The organism is Nocardia sp. NBC_01730 (genome assembly GCF_035920445.1).
GTDB lineage: Bacteria > Actinomycetota > Actinomycetes > Mycobacteriales > Mycobacteriaceae > Nocardia.
The window spans coordinates 1568559-1580973 of record NZ_CP109162.1; the positions used below are offsets into that span (position 1 = coordinate 1568559).

The window sequence follows — 12415 nt, forward strand, 5'->3', positions numbered from 1 at the left end:
GTTGCGGACGTCTCGTGGTCTACCGGATAACAGCCCCTGCGGCGGGCATCCGGTGACCGTGTCTGCTGAACGGAAGATCACCGCGCTGCGCGGCGATGGCGTCACTTTCACCGCAGCGAGCAACGAGTACCTGTCGACTGCGCGCGTCGCCAACCCCAACACCCACCGCGCCTACGCCTCGGCGATCGACCGCACCATCGCCGAGCTCGGTGGCGGCGACCGCTGCCTGGTCGACGTCACCGACGAGCAGATCGGCGAGGCGCTCATCAAGCTGTGGGGCGAATGCAAACCCGCGACGTGGAACCGCAACCGCGCGGCGATCGCCTCCTGGCTCACCTGGTGCCAGACCAAGAAGCACTGGGCCGCGCCCTGCGTGCCCGCCGACGCCGAACGGCGCCGGCGAACACCCCAACGAAACCAAGGCCGTTACCAAGACCGCCGTCCACCGGCCGCTGTCCCGTCGTGACATCCCGCTGCGCGAGCGGACCGTGTGGCGCATGCTGTACGAGACCGCGGCCCGGACCGCGGAGATCCTCTCCCTCAACGTCGAGGACCTCGATCTGGAGAACAACAGAGCATCCGTGAAGTCCAAAGGCGGCGCGACCCAATGGGTGTACTGGGATGCCGGCACCGCCCGCCTCCTACCCCGCCTGCTCAAACTCCCCGACGGAACCTCCCGCACCCACGGCCCGCTGTTCCTCTCGCACCGCCGCCCCGTCCCCGCCCGCCGGCCCGCGGCCGAAGGCATCTGTCCGCACACCGGGCGGGCCCGCCTCGGCTACGACCGTGTCCGTGTCCGTGTCCTCCTCGAGCAGTACGCGGGACTCGACCCCCACCAGCTCCGCCACTCGGCCGCCACCCACCTCGGCGACGCCAAGACCCCGCTGCAGCTCATCATGGCCAAGACCCGCCACCGAAACCCCCGCACCGCGATGCGCTACGTCCGACCCGGCAGCGGCATCCCGGCCAGCTCGTCGTTGAGCGTCTTGGCCTCGGCTGGGATGTCCTCGGCCGACAGCGGCGGCACCACCAGGTGGTCATCGTCGTCCTGACGGACCGTGCCGGTGTCGTCCGGCGACGCGTTGCCAGCGTCCCCTCCAGCTCCTCGAGGGCGGCGTGCAGCTCTTCCTTGCCCTGCTCCAGCGCCTCGGCCGCAGATGTGGGTTTGGCCACCAGCCGGCAGTAGTCGTCGCGGCGGTGCGCCCACTGTGCCGGCGTGTACAGGTAGGTGGCCGGGGCGGCGTAGCGGCGCGACCCCGGCACCCAGACGTCTCCGGAGCGGAGCCCGTCCCGAAGGCACAAGATCACGCACAGTTCCCAATAGTGCCGGTAGGCGGTGTCCTGCCCGGACTTGCGGGCCTTGTCCAGGTAGTCGGCGTACCTGGCCGGGACGAAGGCGGTCGGCGCGTCCGAGGGGACCTTCCGGCCGCCGGAGGCGTTCATCTCCTCGAGGATGGCCACGGCCCGCATCAGCGCGTCGGTGCCCGGCCCGCCACGGAAGTCGATCGTGGCCAGCACGTTCGGCGTGAACTGCCGCAGGTAGGTGCAGGAGGAGTCCAGCTCCGACAGCCGGCCGTGGTCCTTCGGGAGCGGCGTCCAGGCATCCGCGTTCAGCTCGCGCAGCATCTGCATCCCGACCCGGTCCCGCAGGATGCCGCCGACCTGCTCGTCCGAGATCGACGCATCGGCCAGCACCGGAAGGATCACATCCATCAACAGCTGCCCGGCCTCGCCCTTCTTGGCCCGCTCAGCCAGCGCCGCATCGGTCTTGGACTTGGCCCGGGACTCCCGCGCCGACACCGCCTGGTCGAACAACGCCACCACCTCGTCCAACTGGTCGACGGCGGCCTGGGCGACGAACGCCAGCAGGATCGGGAACCTACGCTCCCCGCGCCGCTCCAGCCCCTGGTTGGTGGAGCGGCGCGCGACCTGGGCCAGGAACCGGCGCCGCTCGTTCGGCAGCATCGACAGATCCAGCAGGTGCGCGTCGATATTGCGGAACCAGGTCAGCTTCTCGATCGAGGTCTTCACCGCCGACGCTGAAGCGTCCCTGGCCGGGCTGTTCAGCCACTCCAGCCGGGTCATCCGTAGGCTGACATCCACCAGCAGCATCCGCGTGAAGTACTTGATGAGCTCGTCTCTGGTGATCTCCGGGAACGATCGCAGCTGCTCCAACTGCTCCTCGGAGAACATCTTCTCTGACACCAACCACCCCAACGTTCGACCCGTACAAAACCGGATCAGAACGTAGCGGCAGCGATCACCAGCCCACGAACCAGGACCTACACCGCGACATCACCGCAAGTCGCAGCTATATCCGACCGAAAATTCGTCAGTGCTACCGGGACCACCTACGGCTTCACGGCCGGAGCCTTCCTCGGATTCCTCAACCTCCAGTTCCAGCAGTCGCCGCGCGAGGCCAGCACCGTCGTGCCGTGGAAGTGGCCCGGCTCGCTTCCCGTAGCCATGTGCGGGGATCGTGGTCGGCCTGATCGTGAAACCTTTACGCGCCGATGAGATCCGGGGCCGATGCGGAACCCGGCCGTGCGCCGACGGTCTCGCTCGGCGTGACGACCGAATCGACAGCCAACGCCACGTCACCGTCGCTTGGGACGACCGCCGCCGGGTCGTAGGCGGGCCCCGGGACCTGCGAGGTATCCAGCTCAACCGCCCACGGTGCGGAATCCGTGGGAATCCAGTGCTTGCGACGCCTGCGCTTGACCTCCAGATAGTCGCGGGCCCGCTCACTGAGCACCGTGGTCCGCAATGGCACCGCGGTGACTTGCAAACCGGCTTGCCGCAGGGCTTCGACCTTTCCGGGATTGTTGGTGAGCAGCTGCACCGAACGCAGTCCCAGATCCGCCAGAGCGCGCGCGGTCGCGACGTAGGTGCGGGCGTCGGCGGGGTAGCCGAGCTTCTCGTAGCTGGCGAATGTATCGGTGCCCGACAGCTCGCTCTCGCGGTATCCGAGCGCCTTTGCGATCAGTCCGGCGCCGCGGCCCTCCTGCTCCAGATAGACCAGCACCCCGCAACCCGCTGCCTGGATGAGATCGAGCGCCCTGTCCAGCTCGGGCCCGCAGTCGCAGTCGTCGGACCGCAGCGCTTCGCCGTACAGGCAGCGCGAGTGCACCCTGACCAGGCATCCGTCGGTGACCGCACCGAACATCAACAGGTGGCCCCGCTCGTTCTCCTCGTTCAGTTCCACCACACGAACTCGCAAATCATGCCCCTTGCGGCCGAACCGGTGATCGGTATCGGCAAGGCTGGACACAATTCTGGTCAATGCTCCTCCGTAGCGAGTCGGAATATCCGTTCGACCTCACTCACCAGTGGCATTGCGCCGGGGACATCCCCGACCGATTGCGTCGCCACCATCGCGGCGGTCGCCCAGACGTAGTCGTTGCGTTCGGCGGGGCGGCGCGTCGAGACGAGACGATATACCAGCGCGGCAGAGAAGGCGGCGTGAGCACCGACCGAGTCCTCCAGTGCGGTCGGAAACGGCTGGAATTCGGCGCTGACCTGGTCGGACCACACCGCGCACCGGAAGTCCTGGATCGCGCACACCGACCGCACCCCGAGTGCACGCAGCAGCGTCGCGATCTTCGCACCGGAGCCGTTGGCGCCGTCGGGCACCATCGCCAGCGCCCCCAGTTCCTTGTTTGCGCCGACCAGATAGTCCACTGCGCTGAGGTACTGGTAGAGGTATTGCGGGCGATCCAGCGGCGGTGCCGGGTGAACGACCACGAGCGGCCGGGTTCCCAGGCGCCGTAGTTCCGCCATGATTTGCTCGATCACCCCGGTCGGCTGTTCGAAGGTGAGCAGCACTGCGTCGGAGCCGGCGATCGCGCTGCGGATGCCCGCACTGCGTAAATCCTGTGCGCTCAACCGGATTCGCTCGTCCTTGCAACCGATCGTGCTGGCCGCGCCGGTGCCGGCGACGGTCACCGATGTGACTGGCGTCGGCGCATAGGGCACCACCTTGATCAGTTCGGTGTCGACCCGTTCGCTGCGCAGATACTCGAGAATGCGGCTTCCGGCGTCGTCGTCGCCGACCGCCGAGATCAGGCGCACGTCCATGCCGAGCCGGGCGGCCGCGACCGCACGGGTCAGGCCCTTGCCGCCGGGATGCTCCTCGTAGCTGCCCCTGGCGGTGCCGCCCGGGCCCGGAATCCGGTCGACCAGGTACATGTGGTCGATGACCGCGTCGCCGATCACGGTCACCGCGCCGCGGGACTTCGCCGAAACCGGCTGGCTCACGGTGGTTTCCGACGCAGCGAGGACAGCGTCGAGGACGGGCGCGCCGTCGAAGACCGACGCCGTGGCCAGGAGGGCGGCCAGCTCGGTGAACGCGCGGTGCTCGGGCGCCGCGCGCAGCGACCGCACCGTCGGCACGGCGGGAATCCGTTGCGCCCCCACAGCTTCGTGGAGCATATCCCAGTGCTCGGTGAGATATTCGCGACGCTCGCCCAGATCCGAGGCGTACAGGCGCTCGAGGTCCACGCCGTTCGGCGGATGTTCGCGCAGGAGACCCAACGACAGCTCCGCGTCGACGATCAGCCGGTTCGTAGGTTCCAACCGCCGGACCAACTCCCGAACCAGCGGCAGCACCGCCTCCTCCCGCGCGATGCCTGTGCGCCACGCGTACTGGCGCACGGCCAGTAGATCCAGCAGCGGCAGCACGTCGATTTCGGTGCTGCGCAACCGATCCGAGCTCAGGCCGGACCGTTTGCACAACCGCGTAAGGATATTGCGCACGGCAACCATTCCCGAGTCCTGCGGGACCATGGTGAATCCCCCTCCTCGATCCGCGCGTCGTCGCCGCGCCCCGCTCACGTCGGTCAGTCGGGTTTAGCCAGCGGGCGAACCGTCAATTACCAAATTACAACGGCAATTGCGCTCGGGGAACGGCAAATGCCACACTGGATGTGGCGATCCCCATCGCAGCACCAGACAATTCGGGAGGGCTGGTGATGAAAGTGATTCTCCTGATATGGCAGATTCGACGGCGACGGCAACACCGCCCCGCCGGACCAGAGATCGAGCTGGTGGCGAAGTCGGTGGTGGACTAAACGCGCCGTCCGACACACTCGCGGCAATCCGCCCGGTCGTCGTCCGCCCGCAGCGGGGAAACACCCGCAGGTCGCGCTTCCGCCCGGCCGAGCACACCCTCCTACGATCGGTGCGCCTCGGCGACAACTCGTCCGCCGTGGAGCCAGCCGTGGCGATCGACGCGAACAGCCGATCGATGACCAGCGGCGTCGCCTGGCGGGCAGGCCGCGAGGAACAAGCATGGCAGCTGAACTGGTTCACTTACCGGCTGACCCGCGAACAGGCACGAGCCGGAATAGACCTGAGCGAACTGCTCAGTGCCTCGGCTCGGCAACAGCCCCGTCGGCCCACGCGTGCGCCGACGTAGAGGGAATCACCCCGCAGCACGCATCGATCGCGCTGCCTCAGCGTATGCACGACAGGAGGCACTCGTGACCATCGATCCCAGCACCCTGGAGCCGACCTCACTCCACCTGTTGCACCGGAGACAACGATGACCGTTCACACCACCGAATGGACGATGACCAGTGACATCACCCCGGAGTCGGCCTACCGCGACATCGAGGGCGCCGACATATGGCGGCTGAGCTGGCTGCCGAACCGGCCACTGACCCGCGCCCAGGCGCAGGCAGGTATGGAACTCGACGAACTGCTCAGCGACCCGTACGGGGTACACGACCGGATGATCCAGGCCCGCGCCGACACCTATGCCGACCAACTGGGCATCCTGCGCGAACACGCCGTGATCCTGCTGGCCAAGCGGATGGCGGCCAGATTGAACGACCTGCGACCAGAAGGCGACACAGCGCCGCCGGGGCCCGGCCCGCGCACCCGACGATTGCGCACCCACAGCATCGAACCGCCATTCGTGCACGGTTGATCCGATCGAGCGTGCCGCGAACGCAACCTCAGGCGTGGGCGATGTGCCCTGCGCCGACGGCCTCGCTGATACTGCGATATCCATCGGTGCGCACCCGATCCGCGAGACCACGATGGAGCTTGCGCATCCAGAACGGGCCGCCGTAGATGAAGCCGGTGTAGCCCTGCAACAAGGTGGCCCCGGCAAGGATGCGCTCCCACGCCTGGTCGACGGTTTCGATGCCGCCCACCGAGATGAGCACGAGACGGTCGCCGACACGACCATACAGGCGGCGCAGAACCTCGAGGGAACGGTCGGCGACCGGTGCGCCGGACAAGCCGCCCGGGCCCATGGCGGCAACCTCGGCGGGACCTGTACGTAGCCCATCGCGGCGAATGGTGGTGTTGGTGGCCACGATGCCCGCCAGACCCAGCTCGACGGCGAGATCGGCAACCGCGTCGATGTCCTCGTCGGACAGATCCGGAGCGATCTTCACCAGGACCGGCACCCGCACGCGGTCCAGCACCGCCCGCAGAATCGGGCGCAGCGATTCGACCGCCTGCAGGTCACGCAGGCCGGGGGTATTGGGGGAGCTGACATTGACGACGACGAAGTCGGCGTGCGGACCGAGCAGGGCGGCGCTGGTCGCGTAATCGACGGCCGCGTCGTCGGGTTCGACGATCTTCGTCTTGCCGATATTGGCGCCGATCGGCACGTCGCCGCGACGGTTGCGCAGCCGTTCGGCGGCAGCGGCCGCACCGTGGTTATTGAAACCCATCCGGTTGATCAGGGCATGGTCGGCGGGCAGCCGGAACAGCCGCGGCGCGGGATTGCCCGGCTGGGCCTGCGCGGTGACAGTGCCGATCTCGGCGAAACCGAACCCGAGCGGGGCCCATGCGTCGACGCCGTCGGCATTCTTGTCGAAACCGGCGGCCAAGCCGAGCGGCCCGGGGAACTCGACCCCGAACGCGGTGCCGCGCAGGACGGGGTCATCGGTGGTGAGTAGCTTGGTCATCGCCCAGCGCAGCGGCGGGAACCAGGCGGCGAACCGCATGGCGGCGAAGGCCAAGTGGTGGATGCGTTCCGGCGAGACCAGGAACATCAGTCGCAGTAGCAGGGCGTACATCGGCTCACATTCCGGGTTCGGGCTGAGGTATTGCGGATTTTCGTCGGCGCAGCAGCACCCGCCTGCTGCCGTCGGTGTAGGCCCGCACCCGCGACAGCTCCCAGCCGCCGAACTCGGCCTGGATCGTCAGCCGCATGGACGCGGTCACCCGCGTCACGTCGGGTGGCAGGCGCAGCGGCACGTACTCGTAATCGTCGCTGGTAGTCTCCCAGCCCGCGGGCAGGGCACGCCTGCGCGCCCGGTGCGCCGTCGGATCGGGAGATGCCGCGGAATCGTCGCCCGCGCGCGGTGTCCGAGCCATCAGTGCCCTCTCTTCCGATCGTCCGCACCGATCCGTTGCAGACCGTCGCCGGTCGCGGACCCCACGAACAAGTCACCGGTGCGCTGCTCGATGGCCACCGAGTTCGGCTGCCGGACGGTCGAGTAGCGGCCCACTTCCTCCGGTATACCCGTCGACAGGTCGAATCCGACGACTTCGTTGCTCTGCGTACACGTCACCCATACGGTGTCGGACCGCTGGTCATAGGCGAGCGCGTAAGGCGACGATCCTACCGGGAAACGCTGGCGCAGCACGAGCGGTCCGGCACTATAGACCAGCAGTTCGTTACCCGCGGTATCGGCGACGACGATGCGGCCGAACGGATCGGTGACCAGGTTGGTGGCGCCGTCGCCCGCGCGAAGTGCCAATCCGAGGCGGTCTGCACCGCGGTCGAGCTGGGTCAAAGATGTTTGGCGGCGGTCGAGCACGGAGACATGGTCACCGGTGAGCGCGACCGCGTCGGCAGAGGCGAGCCCGGACACGGTCTCGGCGACCTTGCCGTCGGGGGAGACGGTGCGGACCTTGCCGTCCGCAGTGCCGACGATCAGCGACCCGTCCTCGCGCTGCTGTACCGACCTGGCGTCGCCGTCGACCGGTATCTCGGTCATCACGCCGGTTGCGAGATCCACGCGAATGACGCGGTTCGCCGCGGGAACCAGAACTTCGCCTGGCTTGCCTTGGGCCAGACCCGCCCCGTGTGCGGGCAGCTGCAGGGTGCGCATGCCGGGATCCGGAGTACCTCCGGGGCCGACCCGGGTCAGCTTTGCGGGATCGACGACGGAGAGCATGGCGGTGGTGTCGCTGCTCGCGGCGAGCGCGGCCAGCTGCCCGGTGCCCGCCTCGGCAAGCAGTCCGCCGACCGGATTCGCGAGCGCGAAAACCTCGCCCGCAGGCCGCACGCTCGCGGCGGGCGCGACCGCGGCAGTGGCCGGTTCCCTGGTCGGCTGATCGTTACCGCCGGTGCCGGAGGAGCACCCGGCCAGCACCACCAGCAACGCCGCACCTGCGAATGCCGAGCAGACCGAGCCACGAGGGCGCATCCACCGAACTCCTTCTACCGACGAATCTTCCGCAACCGAACCATCTGACCATGATGACGCAACCGACCGACCGACCGGGTCTCTGCTCGAGCAGAATGTCGGTGATCGGGGTTACGGTGGACTGCACACAGTGTCCGAATCAGGGAGTTCCGGTTGAAAGCCGACAATCCGTCGGGATTTACCATCGACGACATCACCGTCGGCACCTACGCGCACGGGTTCGGCAGGACGGCCGACGGCCGCCCCTACGCGTTCCGCACCATCCGCTCGACCCTGATGCTGGAGATCTACCGCCGCGACCTCGACAGCGCCGTCCCGGCCCCGGACGACGTGGTGGCGATCGCCGAGGCCAGGGTCACCGACATCGACCTCGACGACGAGCGCAGTGTCATCGCGCTGGTGCGGGATATGATCCCCGACGCCGCCCCGGCCGAGGCCGCCGCGGATCGGGACGTCACGACCGTGCGAGCCCTGCTGGGACGAATCAGCGCCGTAATCGATGGTATGTAGAGGGTGATGACTGACACACCGCTCGCCCGGACCGCCCGAATCGCGGCAGGCCTGCTGCTGGTGGCCGTCGCCGCGGCTTGCAGCACCGGCCCGGACGAGGCCGCCGTCGACGCCGCGCGCTCCTCGGCGAACGCATCGCTGTCGTCCTCGGTCAGCGCCTCCGCCAGCGCTGCGCACCCGCCGCTGCCCACCGCCGCCGAGTTGGACGCCCACATCAAACGGGCGCTGGACCCGGCACTGCCCGACAGCGAGCGCACCGACCTGATCGAGGACGGCGAGACCTTCCGCCAGGCCATTCCCGACATGTACAAGGCGCTGCAGGACCACCCCCGCGCCGTCTACGGCGTCACCGACCCCGTCTTCGACAACCACGACGGCACGCTCACCGCGACCATGCGGCTGGACAAGGACGGCACCGGCGCCGCCGTGCGAACAACCGTCATGCACTTCGTGCTCGTCGCCGACAAATGGAAGATCTCGCGCACCGACTTGTGCGGCATCCTGCGCTCCGCCGACTACCGCACCCCGGCCTGCGGCTAGCCCGGGCTCCGCGACTCGATGCTGAGGTCCGGATCGCTGCGATGGGGACGGTTCGTCCACCGCAACCGCTTTCTCGTGCTGGCCGTTTTCGTACTGTTCGTGCTGGTGTCGGGTTGGTACGGCCGCGACCTATCCGGGCGGCTGACCCAGGAGGGCTGGTTCGACGAGAACAGTGAATCGGTCGCGGCCGCCGAACTGGCCGACAGCACCTTCGGACGCGACACCGACAGCGACCTGATCCTGCTCTACACCGCCCCGGACGGGAAGACGGTCGACGACCCCGCTGTCCGCGGACCGGTGATCGAACAACTCGCACACCTGCTGGCGACCTATCCCGACCGCATCCTGAAGATCGACAGCTACTGGGACAGCCCGTTTTCCGCACAGGCCACCGATGTCTCGCGCACCCACGCATTCGCCAGCGTCGGGTTGCGCGGCGCGGGCACCGCGACCGTGGAGAACTACGCAGCCATCAAAGACCACCTCGGCGCGGGACGCGACGGCGGTGGCCCCGGCGGCACGACGGTGCAATCGGCCGGGTTGCAGCCGGTCGTCGGAGGCATCAACAGCGGCATGCAGCACGACATCAAACGCGCGGAAGTCATCGCCTTGCCGATCGTGGCGATCGTGCTGTATTTCGTGTTCGGCGGCGTGATCGGGGCGCTGCTACCGGTGCTGATCGGCGGCATGACGATCCTGGGCACGCAGGGCGGACTGCGCCTGCTGACCGACTACATCGACGTCAACGTCTTCGCCAATGCCGTCATGACCTTGGTGAGTCTTGGACTGGCGATCGACTACGGACTGTTCACCGTCACCCGTTTCCGGGAGGAGCTCGCGGCCGGACACACGGTGGAGGAGGCCACCGCGCGTACCGTCGCGACCGCGGGACGCACGGTGCTGTTCTCGGCCGCGATCATCGCGATCAGCCTCGGCGCGCTGTTCATCTACCCGATCGGGGTGCTGCGCTCGGTGCCCTACGGCGGCATCAGTTCGGTACTGCTGGCGGCATTGCTGTCGGTGACCGCGCTGCCGGCGGCCTTGAGCATCGTCGGACGCCGCATCGACTTCCTGGGGTGGAAACAGTTCTCCCGCACCAGGACCGAAGCGCAGATCCAGGCCGGGTTCTTCTCCCGGCTCGCACTGTGGGCCATGCGGCGCCCGCTCGCGGTAGTGGTCTCGATCCTGCTCGGGCTGCTCGCACTGAGTATCCCCTTGCGGCACATCGAGTTCGGCGGACTCAGCGAGCGGTATCTCGCCGACGACAATCCAGCGCGGGTGGCACAGGAACGATTCGACGAGCTGTTCCCGAGCTTCCGTACCGAGCCGTTGAAACTCGTGGTGGTCGGCGCCGAACCGCAGCAGTTGAGCGATATCCGATTCGCCGCCAACCAGGTCGCCGGGCTGACCGGACGGTTCGAGCCCTCCGCGCCGACCAAGGACGGAATCAACGTGCTCGCCGCCGGGCTCGCCGACAAACGCGACGCGGACCGGGTGATCGAGGCGCTGCGGGCTCTCCCCGAACCGCCTGGGGTCGAGGTGATGGTCGCCGGAGTGCCCGCGCTGGAACGCGACAGCATCAACGGCCTGCTGGCGGGTCTGCCGATGCTGCTGGCGATCCTGGTGTCCGCGGCGCTGGCGCTGCTCTACGCGGCATTCCGGTCGGTCGTGCTCGCGCTGAAGGCCGTCACGATGAGTGCGCTCAGCCTCATTTCGACCCTCGGTGTGCTGACCTGGATGTTCGTCGAGGGGCACGGCGCGGGGATGTTCCATTTCACGCCGGGACCGTTGATGTTCGCGGTGCTCGCGCTGATCGTGACGGTGGTGTTCGGGCTGTCCACCGACTACGAGGTGTTCCTGCTGTCGCGGGTGTCGGAGGCGCGCGCCGGAGGCGCTGACGCGCCGGAGGCGATCCGCTACGGCATCGCCCACACCGGCGGCGTGATCACCTCCGCGGCCGCCATTCTCATCGTGGTCACCGGCGCGTTCGGGTTCTCGGACCTGGTGCTGATGAAATACATCGCCTACGGGATGATCGCGGCGCTGATCCTGGACGCCACCGTGATCCGCATGCTTTTGACGCCCGCCGTCCTGAAAATTATCTGGCGGTAGCTCGACGTCGCGTAGGTCGTCGTGGGGCGAACCCGATCAGCGGCGGACAGGCAGGACCAATTGGGCGCCGGTGACCGGGTGGTCGAGGACCTCCACCGGGTGCTGGTAGACGCGGGTCAGCAGGTCGGTGGTGAGGACAGCGCGGGGTGGACCGTCGGCGGCGATGCGGCCGGATTCGAGGACGGCGACACGGTCGCCGTAGGCGGCGGCGATACCGAGATCGTGCAGGACCACCACCACGGCGGCGCCCGCGGCGGCGCGAGCGGTGGCCAGACGCAGAACGGCTTCCTGGTGGCCGAGGTCCAGTGCGGCGGTCGGCTCGTCCAGCAGCAGAGTGCCGGTGTCCTGGGCGAGCACACGGGCCAGCGCCACGCGGGCGCGTTCACCGCCTGACAGCGTCGGAAACGACCGGGCGGCAAGGTGTTCGACGTCGGTGGCGGCCATTGCGGCGGCGATCTGCTCCTCGTCGCGTTCGCGGCGCTCGGTGCGCACCCAAGGCGCGCGGCCCATGGCCACCACTTCTCGTGCGGTAAACGGGAATCCGACGGTGTGGCTCTGCGGCAGCACGGCCCGCCGCCGCGCCATGTCCAACGACGACCAGTGCGCCAACGCCCGCCCATCGAGCTCGACCACCCCTTCGCTGGGCGTCAGCTCCCCGGCCAGCGCAGCCAGCAGCGTCGACTTGCCCGCCCCGTTCGGGCCCACCAGCGCCACGACCTGCCCCGCAACCACCTCGAAGTCGATCCCCTCGAGCACACGCCGACTGTGCGCCCCACTGCCGCCGCGCCGATCCACGCTGACCCCGACCGCACGCACCGTGACCCCCCCGCGTTTCGGCGCCACCGGCACTTCGTGCATCC

The 12415-nt window shown here is 68.3% G+C and carries 13 protein-coding genes; 7 read left to right on the forward strand and 6 right to left on the reverse strand.

Going from position 1 to position 12415, the window contains the following annotated elements; translation table 11 throughout:
- The first annotated feature begins 52 nt into the window (after positions 1-52).
- The gene (locus OHB12_RS06225) at positions 53-466 is read left to right on the forward strand and encodes a hypothetical protein (RefSeq protein WP_327116986.1); all 414 of its coding nucleotides are present in this window, start codon (positions 53-55) and stop codon (positions 464-466) included.
- A 31-nt stretch (positions 467-497) separates the two neighbouring features.
- Entirely contained in the window at positions 498-1052 is a 555-nt protein-coding gene (locus tag OHB12_RS06230) for a site-specific integrase (RefSeq protein WP_327116988.1), read from the forward strand.
- Between the two features lie 1451 nt (positions 1053-2503).
- Here OHB12_RS06230 and ribA read toward each other — a convergent pair.
- A complete protein-coding gene (ribA, locus tag OHB12_RS06235) occupies positions 2504-3283 on the reverse strand; it encodes a GTP cyclohydrolase II RibA (RefSeq protein ID WP_327116990.1) in 780 nt (259 codons plus the stop codon).
- Positions 3280-4785 carry a PfkB family carbohydrate kinase gene (locus tag OHB12_RS06240; RefSeq protein ID WP_327116992.1) on the reverse strand — a complete coding sequence of 502 codons (1506 nt, stop codon included), beginning with the start codon at positions 4783-4785 and terminating at the stop codon, positions 3280-3282. Before OHB12_RS06240 ends, ribA begins: the two co-directional genes overlap by 4 nt.
- A gap of 433 nt (positions 4786-5218) precedes the next feature.
- Here OHB12_RS06240 and OHB12_RS06245 point away from each other — a divergent pair, with 433 nt between their 5' ends.
- Both OHB12_RS06245 and OHB12_RS06250 read left to right on the forward strand, forming a co-directional pair.
- Positions 5219-5416, forward strand: coding sequence for a hypothetical protein (locus tag OHB12_RS06245; RefSeq protein ID WP_327116994.1), 198 nt, complete (start codon positions 5219-5221; stop codon positions 5414-5416).
- A gap of 126 nt (positions 5417-5542) precedes the next feature.
- The gene (locus tag OHB12_RS06250; RefSeq protein ID WP_327116996.1) at positions 5543-5929 is read left to right on the forward strand and encodes a hypothetical protein; all 387 of its coding nucleotides are present in this window, start codon (positions 5543-5545) and stop codon (positions 5927-5929) included.
- A gap of 28 nt (positions 5930-5957) precedes the next feature.
- Here OHB12_RS06250 and OHB12_RS06255 read toward each other — a convergent pair whose 3' ends face one another.
- The 3 genes from OHB12_RS06255 to OHB12_RS06265 are packed head-to-tail and all read right to left on the reverse strand — an operon-like array spanning position 5958 to position 8393.
- Positions 5958-7034, reverse strand: a complete 1077-nt coding sequence (locus OHB12_RS06255) for a quinone-dependent dihydroorotate dehydrogenase (RefSeq protein ID WP_327116998.1) — start codon at positions 7032-7034, stop codon at positions 5958-5960.
- Between the two features lie 4 nt (positions 7035-7038).
- Positions 7039-7335, reverse strand: a complete 297-nt coding sequence (locus OHB12_RS06260; RefSeq protein WP_327117000.1) for a DUF5703 family protein — start codon at positions 7333-7335, stop codon at positions 7039-7041.
- Positions 7335-8393, reverse strand: a complete 1059-nt coding sequence (locus tag OHB12_RS06265; RefSeq protein ID WP_327117002.1) for a hypothetical protein — start codon at positions 8391-8393, stop codon at positions 7335-7337. The genes OHB12_RS06260 and OHB12_RS06265 overlap by 1 nt, the downstream gene beginning before the upstream one ends.
- Before the next feature lie 153 nt (positions 8394-8546).
- Here OHB12_RS06265 and OHB12_RS06270 point away from each other — a divergent pair, with 153 nt between their 5' ends.
- From OHB12_RS06270 to OHB12_RS06280, 3 genes are read left to right on the forward strand one after another with little or no spacing between them, the layout of a single operon-like run.
- A complete protein-coding gene (locus OHB12_RS06270) occupies positions 8547-8903 on the forward strand; it encodes a hypothetical protein (RefSeq protein WP_327117004.1) in 357 nt (118 codons plus the stop codon).
- Positions 8904-8909: 6 nt separating this feature from the next.
- Positions 8910-9443: a hypothetical protein gene (locus OHB12_RS06275; protein ID WP_327117006.1), complete on the forward strand. Its 534-nt coding sequence runs from the start codon at positions 8910-8912 to the stop codon at positions 9441-9443.
- 18 nt (positions 9444-9461) lie between these two features.
- Positions 9462-11555, forward strand: a complete 2094-nt coding sequence (locus tag OHB12_RS06280) for an MMPL family transporter (RefSeq protein WP_327117008.1) — start codon at positions 9462-9464, stop codon at positions 11553-11555.
- A gap of 36 nt (positions 11556-11591) precedes the next feature.
- On the opposite strand, the gene OHB12_RS06285 is transcribed toward OHB12_RS06280, so the two are convergent.
- Positions 11592-12413, reverse strand: a complete 822-nt coding sequence (locus tag OHB12_RS06285; RefSeq protein ID WP_327117010.1) for a heme ABC transporter ATP-binding protein — start codon at positions 12411-12413, stop codon at positions 11592-11594.
- Between the last annotated feature and the right edge of the window lie 2 nt (positions 12414-12415).